General features: G+C 63.5%; 17 protein-coding genes. All 17 read left to right on the plus strand.

Annotated features, from left to right (window positions below):
- The 17 genes from ACZ899_RS25425 (at window position 1) to recA (ending at window position 15153) form a co-directional block, all read left to right on the plus strand.
- Window positions 1-609 (plus strand): phage tail protein I, encoded by a 609-nt coding sequence (locus ACZ899_RS25425; RefSeq protein ID WP_234562543.1) that lies wholly within the window; start codon window positions 1-3, stop codon window positions 607-609.
- The gene (locus ACZ899_RS25430) at window positions 602-2932 is read left to right on the plus strand and encodes a phage tail protein (RefSeq protein ID WP_234562542.1); all 2331 of its coding nucleotides are present in this window, start codon (window positions 602-604) and stop codon (window positions 2930-2932) included. The genes ACZ899_RS25425 and ACZ899_RS25430 overlap by 8 nt, the downstream gene beginning before the upstream one ends.
- Window positions 2929-3360: a tail fiber assembly protein gene (locus tag ACZ899_RS25435; RefSeq protein ID WP_234562541.1), complete on the plus strand. Its 432-nt coding sequence runs from the start codon at window positions 2929-2931 to the stop codon at window positions 3358-3360. Before ACZ899_RS25430 ends, ACZ899_RS25435 begins: the two co-directional genes overlap by 4 nt.
- A gap of 82 nt (window positions 3361-3442) precedes the next feature.
- Complete coding sequence (locus ACZ899_RS25440; RefSeq protein WP_234562540.1) at window positions 3443-4609, plus strand: phage tail sheath subtilisin-like domain-containing protein; 1167 nt, start codon at window positions 3443-3445, stop codon at window positions 4607-4609.
- Between the two features lie 13 nt (window positions 4610-4622).
- Window positions 4623-5132 carry a phage major tail tube protein gene (locus ACZ899_RS25445; RefSeq protein WP_023628885.1) on the plus strand — a complete coding sequence of 170 codons (510 nt, stop codon included), beginning with the start codon at window positions 4623-4625 and terminating at the stop codon, window positions 5130-5132.
- Window positions 5133-5144: 12 nt separating this feature from the next.
- Window positions 5145-5447, plus strand: coding sequence for a phage tail assembly protein (locus ACZ899_RS25450; RefSeq protein WP_234562539.1), 303 nt, complete (start codon window positions 5145-5147; stop codon window positions 5445-5447).
- 125 nt (window positions 5448-5572) lie between these two features.
- A complete protein-coding gene (locus tag ACZ899_RS25455; protein WP_485627922.1) occupies window positions 5573-7255 on the plus strand; it encodes a hypothetical protein in 1683 nt (560 codons plus the stop codon).
- Window positions 7256-7322: 67 nt separating this feature from the next.
- Entirely contained in the window at window positions 7323-7868 is a 546-nt protein-coding gene (locus tag ACZ899_RS25460) for a hypothetical protein (protein WP_485627924.1), read from the plus strand.
- Window positions 7869-7877: 9 nt separating this feature from the next.
- Entirely contained in the window at window positions 7878-8723 is an 846-nt protein-coding gene (locus tag ACZ899_RS25465) for a phage tail protein (RefSeq protein ID WP_234562537.1), read from the plus strand.
- The gene (locus ACZ899_RS25470; RefSeq protein ID WP_203651200.1) at window positions 8698-8904 is read left to right on the plus strand and encodes a tail protein X; all 207 of its coding nucleotides are present in this window, start codon (window positions 8698-8700) and stop codon (window positions 8902-8904) included. The genes ACZ899_RS25465 and ACZ899_RS25470 overlap by 26 nt, the downstream gene beginning before the upstream one ends.
- Before the next feature lie 108 nt (window positions 8905-9012).
- Complete coding sequence (locus ACZ899_RS25475) at window positions 9013-10047, plus strand: phage late control D family protein (RefSeq protein ID WP_234560197.1); 1035 nt, start codon at window positions 9013-9015, stop codon at window positions 10045-10047.
- A 217-nt stretch (window positions 10048-10264) separates the two neighbouring features.
- Window positions 10265-10816, plus strand: a complete 552-nt coding sequence (locus tag ACZ899_RS25480) for a glycoside hydrolase family 19 protein (protein WP_232856834.1) — start codon at window positions 10265-10267, stop codon at window positions 10814-10816.
- A 32-nt stretch (window positions 10817-10848) separates the two neighbouring features.
- Entirely contained in the window at window positions 10849-11310 is a 462-nt protein-coding gene (locus tag ACZ899_RS25485; protein ID WP_203652604.1) for a lysis system i-spanin subunit Rz, read from the plus strand.
- A gap of 86 nt (window positions 11311-11396) precedes the next feature.
- Window positions 11397-12668: a colicin-like pore-forming protein gene (locus ACZ899_RS25490; protein WP_234560199.1), complete on the plus strand. Its 1272-nt coding sequence runs from the start codon at window positions 11397-11399 to the stop codon at window positions 12666-12668.
- 213 nt (window positions 12669-12881) lie between these two features.
- Window positions 12882-13442: a hypothetical protein gene (locus ACZ899_RS25495; RefSeq protein ID WP_203651205.1), complete on the plus strand. Its 561-nt coding sequence runs from the start codon at window positions 12882-12884 to the stop codon at window positions 13440-13442.
- 47 nt (window positions 13443-13489) lie between these two features.
- On the plus strand, window positions 13490-13972 hold the full coding sequence (locus tag ACZ899_RS25500; protein WP_028690617.1) for a CinA family protein: 483 nt from the start codon (window positions 13490-13492) through the stop codon (window positions 13970-13972).
- A 104-nt stretch (window positions 13973-14076) separates the two neighbouring features.
- The gene (recA, locus tag ACZ899_RS25505; RefSeq protein WP_028690616.1) at window positions 14077-15153 is read left to right on the plus strand and encodes a recombinase RecA; all 1077 of its coding nucleotides are present in this window, start codon (window positions 14077-14079) and stop codon (window positions 15151-15153) included.
- The last annotated feature ends 4 nt before the right edge of the window (window positions 15154-15157 follow it).

Raw genomic sequence — 15157 nt, forward strand, 5'->3', positions numbered from 1 at the left:
ATGCACAGCCTTCTGCCGCTCAACCGCACGCCGCTGGAGCGGGCCATCGAGGTGGCGGCCGACGAGGACCTCAAGGTCACGTTGCGCACCCTCTACAACCCCGACACCTGCCCGGCGCACCTGCTCTACCAGCTGGCCTGGGCCTGGTCGGTGGACCGCTGGGACGACAGCTGGAGCGAGGCGATCAAGCGCTCGGTGATCCGCTCGGCGTTCTTCGTCCATGCCCACAAGGGCACCCTCGGCGCCCTCCGGCGGGTGGTCGAGCCGTTCGGCTACCTGATCGAGGTGCAGGAATGGTGGCAGACCCAGCCTGCCGGGGTGCCGGGGACGTTTGCCCTGAAGGTCGGGGTGACCGACACCGGCATCAGCGAGGAAACCTACAACGAACTGTCGTCGCTGATCGACGACGCCCGGCCGGTCAGCCGCCACATGACCGGTCTGGCGATCAGTCTCGAAAGCCGTGGCGGTCTCTATTTCGGCTGCGCGCTGCAGGATGGCGACGAACTCGACGTCTATCCGCCGGCAGCCCCTGACCTGATCGTCAGTGGCGCCATTGGTCGCGGCGGCCGGGAACACACAATCGATACCTTGGACATTGCACATGGTTGACCAGAATTCCCAGTTCTACGCCATCCTCACCAACGTGGGCGCGGCGAAACAGGCCAACGCGGATGCCTTGGGCATCCCGTGGAAAATCACCCAGATGGGCGTGGGCGACGCCAATGGCGCCGACCCCACCCCCAACGCCACCCAGACCAGCCTGATCAACGAATGGCGCCGGGCGCCGCTGAACCAGCTGAAGGTGGACGAGAAGAACAGCGCGATCATCGTTGCCGAGCAGGTCATCCCGGCGGATGTCGGCGGCAAGTGGATCCGCGAGATCGCGCTGTACGACGCCGATGGCGACATGGTCGCCGTGGCCAACTGCGCGCCGACCTACAAACCGTTGCTCAGCCAGGGCTCGGGGCGCACCCAGGTGGTGCGCATGAACCTGATCGTCAGCAGCGCCAGCAACGTGCAGTTGAAGATCGATCCGGCGGTGGTCCTGGCTACTCGGGATTATGTCGATAGCCGCATTACCGAAGAGCTCAGCAAGTTAGATATAAAGCAGTCGGTACGGGTTGCAACCTCGGTCAATCTCTCCCTTGCGGGACTTCAGACCGTCGACGGTGTAGCGCTTGTTGCGGGTGACCGAGTCCTAGTGAAAAATCAGACGGTGGCGAAGGAGAACGGCTTGTATGTCGCAGCTGTCGGCACTTGGCCCAGAGCCTCAGATGCCGATACAAGCACAAAAGTAACGTCGGGGCTGATCGTAGTTGTCGAACTGGGTGAGGTGCTCGCAGATACCATCTGGCAATTGACTACAGATGCACCTATTACCCTTGGCCTCACCTCGTTGGTTTTTCAGAATATCACCGATGGGTTTGCGCGCCTGTTATCCCCAGCCTTTGTGGGAGCACCCACAGCACCTACGCCAGCACAATACGACAGTAGTTCAAAGCTTGCCACCACTGATTTCGTCAAGCGTGTGGGGCTGGAATACTCGAGCTTTGGTTCGGTTGCGGTCAACACAGTATTAACGGCTATTCATGTTGGAGGCCTAATCAGCGCCTCAAGTTCAACGCCTATCAGCATTACATTGCCCCCAACGCTGGGTGTTGCACAGGGGGCAACCACTACTGTCGTAAGCGCTGGCTCTGGTAGTGTCACTGTGAAGGCCGCGGCCGGCGATCTTATTTATACTGCTAGCGGAGTCGTTGGACCAATTGTGCTTGGTTTAGGGGATTCAGCTGAGTTCATCAAGCTGGCCGGCCAGTGGCGCTTGTCTGGCGGTAGCAGCATGCTGCGCTACTCGCAGGTCCTGAGTGAGGAAGGCTTCGTTACCCAGGCTCAGTTCAATTCTTCCCCGCGCCTTGCAACTACAGAGTTTGTGCAGCGTGCGTTGGGCAGCTTTTCAGGTGCGGTGAGCTATGGCTCAAGCATCACGCTAACCAAGTCTGATGCTGGCAAAATCATCAGAATGGCCGGAACAGGCTATACTGTGAAACTTCCGCTGATTTCTAGCTTGGTTGAAGGCACAACTTTTGCGATTCAGCATTCGGGCACCTCAGGAACTCAAAATGTGGTTGTTCAGGGGGACGATGTTATCGACCCTGGGGCCGGTCTTGTTACCTCACTTACGCTGAATATAGGTGATACCGCTATCCTGACCCGGGCGGCGGGTAACTGGGCGTTGACAGGAGGAAGTGCGGCGCTGGGTTATGTAGATCGCCCTACTATGCCGCAGTTCGATAGCAGTCGTCAGTTGGCGACAACTGAGTTTGTGCAGCGGGAGATTGGAAATTACAGTGGTCAGAAGGGTGTCAGCGGCGCCTATACAGTGGTCCCAACTGACTCAGGAAAAGTTCTCAGTCTCACGGGGGGAGGCTACACGATTACGCTACCGTCTATTTCATCCTTTGCTGTTGGCTCCAAGATCAGGTTTATAAACTTTGGAACGGGCGCCATTCAGGTGGTGGGTTCGGGCTTGATAGGCACAATGTCCATCGGTATCACTGACTCGCTTGAGGTAATCGCCACTCTCGGCGGTTGGATGTTGGTTGGTGGTAGCGCTTTGCTTGGTTCAAGCTCCGGCTTTGGGGCCTCGCTCAATGGTACTGTCGGGTATCAGAAGCTTCCAAACGGAGCAATTGAGCAGTGGGGGGTATACGTCGGAGCGCCCTCGGGTTCGGACACGGTGATCACGCTTCCCGTAGCAATGCTGGCGGTACCAACCTGTATAGAACTCACATTTGCGAACTTCAGCGGCGGTGAAAACGTCGGAGTTTCCCCCGTTCTTCAAGCCAGAAATAGTACACCGGGCAGTATTACGGTGCGTAACTTATTTGTAGGGTCGTCGTCGTTCTTTTGGAAAGTGAGAGGTCGTGTATGACAACGTTTTTCAGCCCAGCGACTGGCTTTTTCTATGACGATAACGTCAATAGTTTCATTCCTTCTGATGCACGTAAAGTGAGCGATCAAATACATAACACATTGCTGGCTGGACAAAGTGGTGGTCGTCGGATTATTTCGGATCTGAACGGCTCTCCTATTCTGAGTGACCCGCCCCCTCCGGATCTTGGAGTGTTGGGCACTATTGAACGACAGTGGCGTGATGAGCGGCTAGCCGTCACGGATGGTGTTGTATCGCGACACCGTGATGAGTTGGAGGAAGGCGTGGTGACCACGCTGACTACCGATCAGTACATAGAACTGCAGGCTTATCGTCGGGCATTGCGGGACTGGCCCCAAGGTAGCGACTTCCCGTCGGTTGAGCACCGGCCGCCGACGCCAGCCTTAATGGCCAGCATCATTCCATGACGCCTCGTACTGACGGGGCGTTTTCTTAACCGCTGTATCAATGGCCTCGCTCTGCGGGGCCTTTTCGTATCTGGAGACTTACATGAGTGGTTTTTTCCACGGCGTCACCGTGACCAACGTCGACACCGGCGCCCGCAGCATCGCGCTGCCGTCGTCCTCGATCATCGGCCTGGTCGACACCTTCACCGAAGGCCCGGGCGTCACCGCCAAGGCCAATGACCTGGTACTGATCACCAGCGAGCGCGAAGCGGTCGCGGCGTTCGGCCAGGACGCGGCGATCACCAGAGCCTGCCGCGCCATCTACAGCCGCGCCAAGGCGGTCATCGTCGCCTGCGGCGTGGCCAAGCTCGAAGACGCCGCCGAGCAGACCTCGGCGATCATCGGCAACGTGCTGGCCGACGGCAAGCGTACCGGCCTGCAGGCGCTGCTCGACGGCAAGAGCCGTTTCAACGCCCAGCCGCGTCTGCTGGTCACCCCCAAGCACAGTGCCACCCAAGCCGTCGGCACCGCCCTGGTGGCCCTGGCCGACAAGCTGCGCGCCATCGCCATCATCGACGGCCCCAACACCACCGATGAGGCGGCCATCGCCTACGCCAAGAACTTCGGCGCCAAGCGCGCCTTCCTGGTCGATCCGGGCGTGCGCTACTGGGACAACGCCGAAGAGGCCACCGTCGACGCGCCGGGTTCGGCCTGGGTCGCCGGCCTGTTCGCCTTCACCGACCGCGAGTACGGCTTCTGGGCCTCGCCTTCGAACAAGGAGTTCGTCGGCATCACCGGCACCACCCGCGCCGTGGAGTTCCTTGACGGCGACGACACCTGCCGCGCCAACCTGCTGAACAATGCCAACATCGCCACCATCATCCGCGACGACGGCTTCCGCCTGTGGGGTAACCGCACCCTGTCGAGCGACCCGAAATGGGCCTTCGTCACCCGTGTGCGGACCATGGACATCGTCATGGACGCGATCCTCTACGGCCACAAGTGGGCCGTCGACCGCTCCATCACCGCCACCTACGTCAAGGACGTCACCGAGGGCCTGCAGGCCTTCATGCGCGACCTGAAGAACCAGGGCGCGATCATCAACTTCGAGGTCTTCGCCGATCCGGAGCTGAACACCGCCAGCCAGCTGGAGCAGGGCAAGGTGTACTGGAACATCCGCTTCACCGATGTGCCGCCTGCCGAAAACCCCAATTTCCGCGTCGAAGTCACCAACCAGTGGCTGACCGAAGTCCTCGATTCCGCCGCTTAAGGAGCGCATCCACATGGCAATGATTCCCGAAACACTGGCCAACCTGAACCTGTTCGTCGATGGCGTCAGCTTCCAGGGCGACGTGCCCAGCCTGACCCTGCCCAAGCTCACCCTGAAGATGGAAGAGCACCGCCCCGGCGGCATGGACATGCCGGTCGAGATGGACCAGGGCATGGAGAAGCAGGAAGCCGCCTTCACCACCACCGGCGTGCGCCGCGAGTCGCTGAAGTTCTTCGGCCTGGCTGACGGCACCGCCTTCAACGGCACCTTCCGCGGCGCCTTCAAGGGCCTGAAGGGCAAGATCAATCCGGTCATCGTCACCCTGCGCGGTTCGCTGAAAGAGATCGACATGGGTGACTGGAAGTCCGGCGACAAGGCCGAGATCAAGCACAGCGTCGCCGTCACCTACTACAAGCTCGAAGTCGATGGCCGCCTGGTCTACGAAATCGACGCCCTGGGCATGAAGCGGGTGATCGACGGCGTCGACCAACTGGCCGCCCAGCGCGCCGCCCTGGGTCTTTAAGGAGAACGCTCGATGGCTCAAACGAAGAAACTTCCACAATGGCTGACCGTCGACGCCGAGCGCGTGACCGTGCGCCTGTCGCGCCACAGCGAGGCCAACGGCGTGCAGGTCGACAGCCTGTCGCTGCGCGCACCGACCGTGCGTGACATCCGCAACGCCCAGGCCGGCGGCGTGGCTGACGACGAGCAGCGCGAACTGAACCTGTTCGCCTCGCTCGCCGAAGTCGGCGTCAAGGACCTCGAGGGCCTGGCCCTGAAGGACTACAGCCGCCTGCAGACCGGCTATTTTCGCCTGGTGCAGGACGACGAGGTTTGACCCTGCCCGGCAGAAGGCCGCCGCCAGGCGGCTGGCCAAGGAGCTGAACTTTTCCGCCAGCGAGATCATGACCATGTCGTACAGCGACATGGTCTGGTGGCTGGCTGAGTGACAAGGAGCAAGCCATGGCGAACACACAGGTGTTCACCCTCGGCGTCACCAGCGACCAGGCATTGGGCAGGTCCGTCGACAGCTTGCGTGGCCAGGTCGAGCGCCTGCGCAGGCAAGCGGACGGGACCCGGCTCGGGCGGTTGATCGGCGAGGTCATCCGCCTGGGGCTCGAGCTGGACAAGGTGGGCCAGGTCGAAAGGCAGCTGGATGACGACCAGGCGCGTGCCCATGAGGCGCAGATCGATCGATTGCGCCTTGAGGGGAACGAGGTCGAGCGCTTGCGCAGGTTGTACCTGTCCCTTGGGCGCAAGCCGTTGGAACTGCGTGCGATGGTGGTGGCCTCGAGTGCGGCCGCCGTCAAGGAGCCACCAGTCCCTACGTTGGAGCAGCGCAAGGCGGCCTTGCTGGAGGGGACGAGCCCCGAGCCACGGCCGGCCCGGGGTGATCCGCCCGAGGCGCGCAGTACGGAGCAGGGGCGTGTGCCTCTGGAATCGGCGAATGCGGGTTTGGCGGTGCTCAAGGCTGGAGCGGTCGGTGCCGGTACTGTCGCTGTAGCCGCTGGCACTGCCTGGGGAGCCCGTTCGTATTATCAAAGCCGAACGCCTGAAAGACAAAGCGAGATCACCAAGGGCCTGAAGGAGAATGGTGGCAAGGCTGCCGCTAAAGGCCTCACCAAGCTTGGCTTGGTCATGCTCAAGGACAAGGGCGAGGACAAGGCCGAGGCTGCAGGTGCTGCGCTTGGAGGCGTACTTGGCAACCTGGGAGCGGAGCTTCTGGGCGGCCTGACCAAGAACAAGCAGATCCAGAAGTACGGTGGTGAGATCGGCGAGATGATCGGCGAGGGTGTCGGCGGATTTATCGGCAAGAAGGTCTTCGGCTGGTTCTCCGATACGCCCGCCGCCAACGATGCCCCAGGCAAGGAAAAGGCCGCGGCTGACGCTTCAGCTCAACGTTCTGTCGATGCCCCCGAGGGGACCGCCACGCCGTCAGAGCAGACCCGAAGCGCCGCACCCGAGAGCGCTGCTGCAACGCAAGAACGCCCCCCCGAAGGGCCCGCCAATGGCGCTCGGGAGATCGTGAAGGGCGGACTGATCGCGGCAGGCGCACTAGGTGGTACTGCGTTTGCCGCCTGGGGCGCGCGGACCTACCAAGGGCAATCTCCCGAGCGACGCACCGAGATCACCAGCGGTCTCAGGGAGAACGGTGGCAAGGCCGCCGCCAAGGGCGCCACCAAGCTTGGCCTGGCCGTGCTCAAGGACAAGAGCGAGGACCAGGCCGAGGCGGTAGGCGCCGCTTTCGGCAGTGTACTGGGGAGCCTTGGGGCGGAACTGCTCGGAGGCGTGACCAAGAACAAGCGGATCCAGAAGTACGGCGGTGAGATTGGCGAAATGATCGGTGAAGGTCTTGGCGGTCTGGCTGGCAAGACGCTCCATGGATTGTTCTCTGACAAGCCCGCCGCCAACGAGGCTCCTGCCGACAAGGCCAAGACTCCCGCGACTGCCGCTCGCATGCCGAAAGCGGGTGACGATGCCGAGGAGCCGGAGGAAGAGAGAGGAGGAGGAAGAGGTCGACGAAGCCGAGGACGAGGCGGCCTTCTTCGAGGGGCAGGAGGCTGTTCCGGACAGCCCGTCAGCCGCCGCATCGGCAGCCAGCGCTATCGGGCTCGCCGGTACTGCGGTCACGGGCCTGGCGGGTAGCGCGGTGGCCGGCAATGCCGGCGCCTCGGTGGCAAGGCGAGTGTTCAGGCGCATTCCAGGTGCCAACGTGCTCGACACCGGTATGCAACTAGCCGAGACCTACAACAGCGATGCCCCCCCCGAGCAGAAACTCGAGGGCTATGGCACCGCCGTCGGCGGTCTCGGGGGTGGCTTGGCCGGTGCTGCGGCAGGTGCCGCCATCGGGTCGGTAGTGCCGGTGATCGGCACCGCGATCGGTGGGCTGATCGGTGGCGTGCTGGGCAGCATGGGAGGTGAAAGCATCGGTGGCTGGCTGGGCAAGGCGCTGGGTTCGGGCAAGGAAGAGCCCGCCGCCAAGCCGGGCCTGGGTGAAGCGGTACGGGCAATGGATAGCCCTGCAGCACAGCCGCCGCTACCCGCGCCACCGGTAGCGACGGCAACGCCAGCGGTCCCGCCCACGCCGATCAACCAGCAGTTCACCTTCACCGCCAACATGCCGGTCACGTTCAGCAACAGCCTCGATGACCCTTCCGTGTTGCAACAGCTGGAGGCCATCGCCCGTCGCCAGCTGGAAGAGCTGATGCGCCAGGCCCGTTCGGCGCAATTGGCCGACACCCCACACATCGCACTTTAAGGAGGATCCATGACCTATCTGGAGCAGCTGCAAGCCACGCTGCACGCCCTGGTCAAGGCGGGAGAGGCAGGGCGTCGGCGTGCCGACGCCATGCTCGATCCGATGAACGACGCGATCAGCCACATACAAGGCGCGGTGGGTGAGCTGGAAGGATTGCCGGTGGTCGGTCCGATCATTGGCGCCAAGCTCCAGCGCACCATGCGTGCGATCACCAATGCCCAAGCCCGGGTCGCCAAGGTGGTGGCCAAGTACGACCAGGCGGTGGCGGTGGTGCGTCAGGTGCGTGATCGCATCGACGGCTTTGCCACCCACGCCGCCAAGGCCGGGGCGGCAATTCGCCGTGTGGTGGGGGAGGTGCGCTCGACCGTAAATGGCGTGCTGTCGACGCTGGGCTTCGCGCCCGAGGTGACGCCGGCCGCCGAAGCGGTCAAGCCCTTCCCGCACTTGCTGGTGCTGCAACCGCTCAAGGCGGGCGCGGCGCCGTACTACTTCAACCTCGACACCGCCGCCTTCGACCAGTTGCGCCGGCAGACGCGTTTTCGCTGGGCCGGGCAGGAACGCCTGAGCCGCGAGAGCGCCCAACAGGCGGTCAGCCTGGGCGAGGAGAGCATCAACATCCGTGGCGCGATCTTCCCCGGGTTCAAGGGCGGCCTCGGCCAGTTGCAGACGCTGCGCAGCATCGGTCGCCAGCTGCTGCCGCTGTCGTTGACCACCGGCTACGGCGAGGTGCTCGGCACCTGGTGCCTGACCAGCATCGAGGAAGAGCAGAGCGTCCTGCTGGCCGGCGGCATTCCGCGCAAACAAGGGTTTTCACTGGAGTTCGTGAGCTATGGCCAAGACCTGCACAACGTCTGAGGGTGACCTGCTCGATACCCTCTGCCAGCACTACTACGGCCATCTTTCCGGCACGGTCGAGGCCGTGCTGGATGCCAACCAGGGCCTGGCGGACGAGGCGCAGCCGTTTCGCGCCGGGGTGAGGATACTGTTGCCGGAACTGCCGATGACGACGAGCACCAGCCTGCAGCTGTGGGATTGACCACTCGCCCCAGTACCGTGGGAGCGGGCTTGCCCCGCGATGGCGCCGTCGCGGGGCAAGCCCGCTCCCACGCCGTCCTCGCTACACCAATACAGCGGAGCCCCAACCATGCAACCTCAATTTCGCATCATCGCGGACGGCCATGACATCACCACGCTGCTTAACGACCGCCTGCTGCTGTTACGCACCACTGATAAGCCAGGTCTGGAATCCGACGAGTTCGAACTGCGCCTCGATGCCCGCGACGGTGCCCTGGCCTTGCCAGCCAGGGGCGCAGTGCTCGAGGTGCACCTGGGTTACGCCGGGCAGCCGCTGAACCGCCTGGGCCGCTACACCGTGGACGAGGTCGAGCTGTCCGGCCCGCCGGACACCCTGGTAATCCGCGGCAAGGCCAGCGACCTGCGCGGCAGCGGCAAGACCATCCGCAGCGGCAGCTGGGAGAACGCGACGCTGCAGCGCATCGTCGCCGAGATCGGTGCCCGTAATGGCTGGCAGGCCGTGTGTCCGGTGGCCGTGCAGGTGCCGAGGGTAGACCAGTACAGCGAGTCGGACTTCAACTTCATCACCCGCCTGGCGCGCCAGCACGACTGCACCGCCAAGCTCGCCAACGGCCAGTTGCTGGTGCTGCCGCGCCAGGGGGGCCAGAGCGCCAGCGGCAAGCCTCTTGATGTGGTGGGCATTGCCCGCAGCGAGGTCAGCCAGTGGCAGTTTCGCCTGGCTGACAAGAGTACCCACAAGGCCGTCAGGACCCGCCACCAGGACAGCGCCAGCGGGCGCCTGCAAGCGGTGGAACTGGACAATGGCGATGCTCCGGACGGCCTGCAGCCGGTCTACACCGACCGCCACCTGTACCCCAACCGCGCGGCGGCGGAACAGGCCGCCCGCGCCCGCCTGGCCAGCTTCAACCGTGACACCGCCAGCGTGCGCCTGGACATGCCCGGGCGCACCGACCTGTTCGCCGAGCGCAGCATCGATGTTCAGGGTTTCCTGGCTGGGCTTGATGGGCACTACTTGATCGAATCGGTCGAGCAGGTGTTCACCAGCAGCGGCTGGCGCACCACCGTGCAGTGCAATGGCGGTCGCCAGGGCAAGGCCAAGGCCAAGGGTTCCGCGCCTCGGCGGACGGGTTCGCTCAAGGCCTGAGACAGGGCGGTGAGGGTTTCCCGATGCCTGCCGGCGGCGGCGCTCCCTATAGTCGCTGTCAGCCGGCCGCATCACCCTGTTTCCGAGCTCCAGATCAGGTGCGGCGGTCGCCACACCGTGACCCCTGTGAAAGCCACGCGCTTCGAGCCAACGCCCATGAGCGAGCCACAGGCGGCACCGGCCGCCTTTCGATCAGACCGCAATGGAGAATGCACCGATGCCGCTCACTGAACAGCAACTCAAGCAGATCTACCCGCTCGCCGGCCAACGCGTCGCCGCCTTCCTGCCGGCGCTGAACACGGCCATGGCCAACTGGGAGATCGACCACCCCAAGCGCATTGCCGCGTTCCTGGCCCAGGTCGGCCATGAGTCCGGCCAGTTGCGCTACGTCAAGGAGCTGGGCAGCGACCGCTACCTGGCCCGCTACGACACCGGCAGCCTGGCCCTGCGCCTGGGCAACACGCCTGAAGCCGACGGTGATGGCCAGCGCTATTGCGGCCGTGGCCTGATCCAGGTGACCGGGCGCAACAACTACCAGGCCTGTAGCCGTGCGCTGTTCGGCGACGAACGCCTGCTGGCGCAACCGCAGATGCTCGAGCAGCCGCGCTGGGCCTGCGAATCGGCGGCGTGGTTCTGGCACTCGCGCGGGCTCAACGCCCTGGCCGACCAGGGGGAATTCAACCGCATCACCCGGCATATCAACGGCGGCCTGAACGGCTTGTCGGAGCGCCTCGAACTGTGGGCGCGAGCGCGGGAGGTGCTGTGCTGAGCCGCCTGCAACTGGCGCTGTGCCTCGGGCTGATGGCGTTGTCCGCGGTGCTGGCCTGGCAGCTGCAAGGCTGGCGCCTCGGGCGTCAGCTGGCCGAGCAGGAGCAGGCGCTGGTGCAGCAGCGCCTTGACCAGGCCGAGGCGCTGTACGGCCTGCTGCTCGCCGAACGCGATCAGCGCCAGGGCCTCGAACAACGCCTGCACGACAGTGAAACGAAGCATTTCCAGGAGCTGACCGATGCCCAACAGACTCAGGCTCGCCTGCGTGACCGCCTTGCTACTGCCGATCTGCGCCTGTCGGTCCTGGTCGAGCGCGACCCCACCTGTGCCCCAGTGCCTGCCGCCGCCGGCACCGGCGGCGTGGATCATGGCCCCGTACGCGCCCGACTTGACCCGGCGCATGCTCGACGAATTATCGCCATCACCGACGACGGCGACCGCGGACTGATCGCCTTGCGGGCGTGCCAGGCCTATGTGCGTGCGCTGTCGCGCTGATCTGTATTTCTTATCTTTTGTCCATGGCCGGCCTCACTTTCGTGGGGCCGGCCATTTTTCAAGCAAGCCAATTCAAGGAGTAGAGAATGGGCGAAAAGAACATCATCGTGAACCGTGGCATTCCCCCTTCGGGATCTGCCGGTGGCGGCCTGGGTGGTCGCGGTGGCAGTTCGGGGGGAGGCATCAGTATCCCGCTGGGCATCAATGGCGAACCCGCCGGGCATTCAGTCAATGGCGCCGTTTTGATGAACAGTACGGTAGTGGAAGCGGTGCTGGAAGGGCATGGCTGGCCAAGCCCGGAAGCGTATTACGACCTGGGCGTCGACATGTGGGGCATGCTGCCCTACCAGATCCTCGAAGTGCGTGATGAGCTGAGCGGCAACTACATCAGGCAGGAGCGCAATCTGCCGGCCGACCTCAATGCCGAACTGGCTGGCGCCGAAGCCGCGGCAGGCAGCAATGCGGCCTTGTCAGACTCGAAGAAGGCCGAGCGTACCATTGGCTTGATCAAGTCGATGATGGCCAAGCGGGACCAGCAGATTGCCTTCAACCGTGGGCGGTTGGCCACGGAGCAGGGCGGTCGCTTCGATAACCGCGGTGTCAAGGAACTGGTCGATGGCCTGCGCCAGCTGGATGAGTATGACGTACCGGCCGCGCTGGATGTCGAACTCTCGCTGTATACCGCAGCCCTGGCCTTGTATGTCGATCTGAAGGCTCAGGAGCAGTTGCGCGAAAAGCTCGATGCCCTGGAGAAGGCGCGCCGCGATGCGCTGGAGAAAGAGTCCTACAAGGACGCGGCCACCTACGCCAGTGACACTGGCAAGGAAATCGCCAATCGCTTTGGCAACCAGGTGGCGCAGGCCGCCAACGACATGCAGAAGGGCATCGCGGGCAAGCGCATAGGCAGCTACCAGGAGGCCTTGAAGGCCTTCGAAAAGCTGTCGCAAAACCCCGGCTTGCGGCTGAACGCCAAGGACTCGGCGGCGGTTGCCCAGGCACTTGAGGCGCTGGACAAGGCCACGCTTGGCGATAACATGCTGCGTTTGGGCAAGGCCTTCGGTGTGACCGGTGGCGTCATTCAGGCTGCCGGGCTGGTTGACTCGGCAGTGAGCGGTTTCAAGACCGGTGACTGGAAACCCTTTCTTCTGGAACTGGAAAGCGCTGTCGTCGGCAAGGTGGCGGGCAGTCTGGCGGGCGCCATGGCTGGCATCGCCCTGGGCTTGCTGGTTTCCGCCCCCGCTGCCGCAGTAGCGGGAACCGTTGTGGCGGCCGTCTTCATCGGGGCTGCCAGCGCATACTTCGATACCGAGAAGGTCGACCAGATCAATCAGTGGGTCATGGGCGCAGTAGCACCCTGATACCCTTGCACCGGGAGCGCACAACGTTGCTCTCGGTGCTTAGGCTCTGTACGAAATGTATCTGCACTCGCCCATACTGCGTTGAAACGGGGCTCGGAATGCTCATGTACTCCAGTACACTCCGCTTGCTCCCCCCGTTTCGCCTTGTCTGGCCTTCGCGCAGACACATTTCGTACAGGCCCTAGCAACCTGTCTGTGCAAGGAGTTGTGACGTTGAACGCGAAGCACACGGCCAGTCACTGGCCGTTGTATCTGATCACGGTCTCGAGCCTGGTGCCGGTGTTCCTGCTGGCCTGTTGGGTGCCGACGCTGAGTCAGGAACAAGCCTTGGTCCTGGATCGCCTGCTTGACCAGCATCTGCTGGGGCAGGTGGGTGTCTGGTCGTCCAATTTTGCGCTGATGTCCAAGGCGGTCGCCAACTATGTCGCGATCGCCGCGCCGTTGTGTTCAATCGGCCTGGCGCTGCTGGTATGCCGCCATCATCTACGTCCCTTGGAGCAACTGCCGGTGCTGTCATTGCGCCGCCAGTTGTTTTTCCATGTCGGTTGGGTGGTGGTGGTTGGGGTGCTACTTGCCCAGAACTACTTCGGTTACACAGATTTCGCCCACCATCGTGCGAAGTTTCGCTGGGTGGGCAATCACCCAGGTTTGTATCCCTTTTTTGCCAGCATGATGTTGCTTGCGCTCGAATTCGCGTTCGTCTTCAGCTATGTCGTGCTGGTGCATTACCCATTGCTGCGCCTGGCCCGTCGGCGCAAGGCGAGGCAGGACTGAGCCTGGCTTGAGTGTTAGGGTATGGCGGTCGCAACGAGGAGCCCGCCATGGACCCGATCACCGTACTTTCCACTCGCCTGGGCGAACACCTGCGGCGCTTCAACGCCCAGGTGAGCACCGCCGAATCCTGCACCGGCGGCGGCATCGCCGAGGCCATCACCCGCATCCCCGGCAGTTCGGCGTGGTTCGAGGCAGGATACGTCACCTATTCCAACGCCCAGAAAACCCGCCAGTTGGGCGTCCCCGAGGCGTTGTTCGCCCAGGTGGGGGCGGTCAGCCAGGAAGTGGTCGAGGCCATGGTGCGGGGCGCCCAGGCCGCCAGCGGAGCGCGCTTCGCGGTGGCGGTCAGCGGCGTGGCCGGGCCAGACGGCGGTTCGCCGGCCAAGCCGGTGGGCACGGTGTGGCTGGCCTGGGCCGACGGAACCCACGTGAGCAGCGAGCGCCGGCACTTCGACGGCGACCGCGAAGCGGTGCGCCGACAGACGGTGATCGCCGCGTTAGACGGCTTGTTACAGCTTGGCGCGGAGTAATTCGCCCGACGGGGGTTTGCGGAAACGAATCGCTGTGGAATAATACTGGCTACTTATACAGTTATTCCGGCCGTCAGGGCCACGTCGAACACGTGAGGATTTCAATGGACGACAACAAGAAGCGCGCCTTGGCTGCGGCCCTGGGTCAAATCGAACGCCAATTTGGCAAGGGCGCGGTCATGCGCATGGGCGACCACGAGCGCCAGGCCATCCCTGCCATTTCCACCGGTTCCCTGGGCCTGGACATCGCCCTGGGCATCGGCGGCCTGCCGAAAGGCCGTATCGTCGAGATCTACGGCCCGGAATCCTCGGGTAAAACCACGCTGACCTTGTCGGTCATCGCCGAAGCCCAGAAGAACGGCGCCACCTGCGCCTTCGTCGACGCCGAGCACGCCCTCGACCCTGAATACGCCGGCAAGCTGGGCGTCAACGTCGACGACCTGCTGGTCTCGCAGCCGGACACCGGCGAGCAGGCCCTGGAAATCACCGACATGCTGGTGCGCTCCAACGCCGTCGACGTGATCATCGTCGACTCCGTGGCCGCCCTGGTCCCCAAGGCCGAGATCGAAGGCGAGATGGGCGACATGCACGTCGGCCTGCAAGCTCGCCTGATGTCCCAGGCACTGCGCAAGATCACCGGTAACATCAAGAACGCCAACTGCTTGGTCATCTTCATCAACCAGATCCGTATGAAGATCGGCGTAATGTTCGGTAGCCCGGAAACCACCACCGGTGGTAACGCCCTGAAGTTCTACGCCTCGGTGCGCCTGGACATCCGCCGTACCGGCGCGGTCAAGGAAGGCGACGAAGTGGTCGGCAGCGAAACCCGCGTCAAGATCGTCAAGAACAAGGTTTCGCCACCGTTCCGTCAGGCCGAGTTCCAGATCCTCTACGGCAAGGGCATCTACCGCAACGGCGAAATCATCGACCTGGGTGTGTCCCAAGGCCTGGTGGAAAAATCCGGTGCCTGGTACAGCTACCAGGGCAACAAGATCGGTCAGGGCAAGGCCAACGCCGCCAAGTACCTGCAAGAGAACCCGGCCATTGGCAGCGAGATCGAGAAGCAGATTCGCGACAAGCTGCTGACCGCTGGTGCTGCCGCCGCTGCAGCAGCGGCCGCCAAGGCTGGTGCAGCCGAAGCCGATGCCGACGACCTGGCTGACGCCGACGCCGGTTATTGATTGG

It is taken from the genome of Pseudomonas sp. TE31087 (assembly GCF_057284075.1).

What these genes read in the sequence shown, in the direction of transcription:
- ACZ899_RS25425 (WP_234562543.1), top strand. Translation starts at nt 1, where the DNA reads ATGCACAGCCTTCTGCCGCTCAACCGCACGCCGCTGGAGCGGGCCATC.
- ACZ899_RS25430 (WP_234562542.1), top strand. Translation starts at nt 602, where the DNA reads ATGGTTGACCAGAATTCCCAGTTCTACGCCATCCTCACCAACGTGGGC.
- ACZ899_RS25435 (WP_234562541.1), top strand. Translation starts at nt 2,929, where the DNA reads ATGACAACGTTTTTCAGCCCAGCGACTGGCTTTTTCTATGACGATAAC.
- ACZ899_RS25440 (WP_234562540.1), top strand. Translation starts at nt 3,443, where the DNA reads ATGAGTGGTTTTTTCCACGGCGTCACCGTGACCAACGTCGACACCGGC.
- ACZ899_RS25445 (WP_023628885.1), top strand. Translation starts at nt 4,623, where the DNA reads ATGGCAATGATTCCCGAAACACTGGCCAACCTGAACCTGTTCGTCGAT.
- ACZ899_RS25450 (WP_234562539.1), top strand. Translation starts at nt 5,145, where the DNA reads ATGGCTCAAACGAAGAAACTTCCACAATGGCTGACCGTCGACGCCGAG.
- ACZ899_RS25455 (WP_485627922.1), top strand. Translation starts at nt 5,573, where the DNA reads ATGGCGAACACACAGGTGTTCACCCTCGGCGTCACCAGCGACCAGGCA.
- ACZ899_RS25465 (WP_234562537.1), top strand. Translation starts at nt 7,878, where the DNA reads ATGACCTATCTGGAGCAGCTGCAAGCCACGCTGCACGCCCTGGTCAAG.
- ACZ899_RS25470 (WP_203651200.1), top strand. Translation starts at nt 8,698, where the DNA reads ATGGCCAAGACCTGCACAACGTCTGAGGGTGACCTGCTCGATACCCTC.
- ACZ899_RS25475 (WP_234560197.1), top strand. Translation starts at nt 9,013, where the DNA reads ATGCAACCTCAATTTCGCATCATCGCGGACGGCCATGACATCACCACG.
- ACZ899_RS25480 (WP_232856834.1), top strand. Translation starts at nt 10,265, where the DNA reads ATGCCGCTCACTGAACAGCAACTCAAGCAGATCTACCCGCTCGCCGGC.
- ACZ899_RS25485 (WP_203652604.1), top strand. Translation starts at nt 10,849, where the DNA reads ATGGCGTTGTCCGCGGTGCTGGCCTGGCAGCTGCAAGGCTGGCGCCTC.
- ACZ899_RS25490 (WP_234560199.1), top strand. Translation starts at nt 11,397, where the DNA reads ATGGGCGAAAAGAACATCATCGTGAACCGTGGCATTCCCCCTTCGGGA.
- ACZ899_RS25500 (WP_028690617.1), top strand. Translation starts at nt 13,490, where the DNA reads ATGGACCCGATCACCGTACTTTCCACTCGCCTGGGCGAACACCTGCGG.
- recA (WP_028690616.1), top strand. Translation starts at nt 14,077, where the DNA reads ATGGACGACAACAAGAAGCGCGCCTTGGCTGCGGCCCTGGGTCAAATC.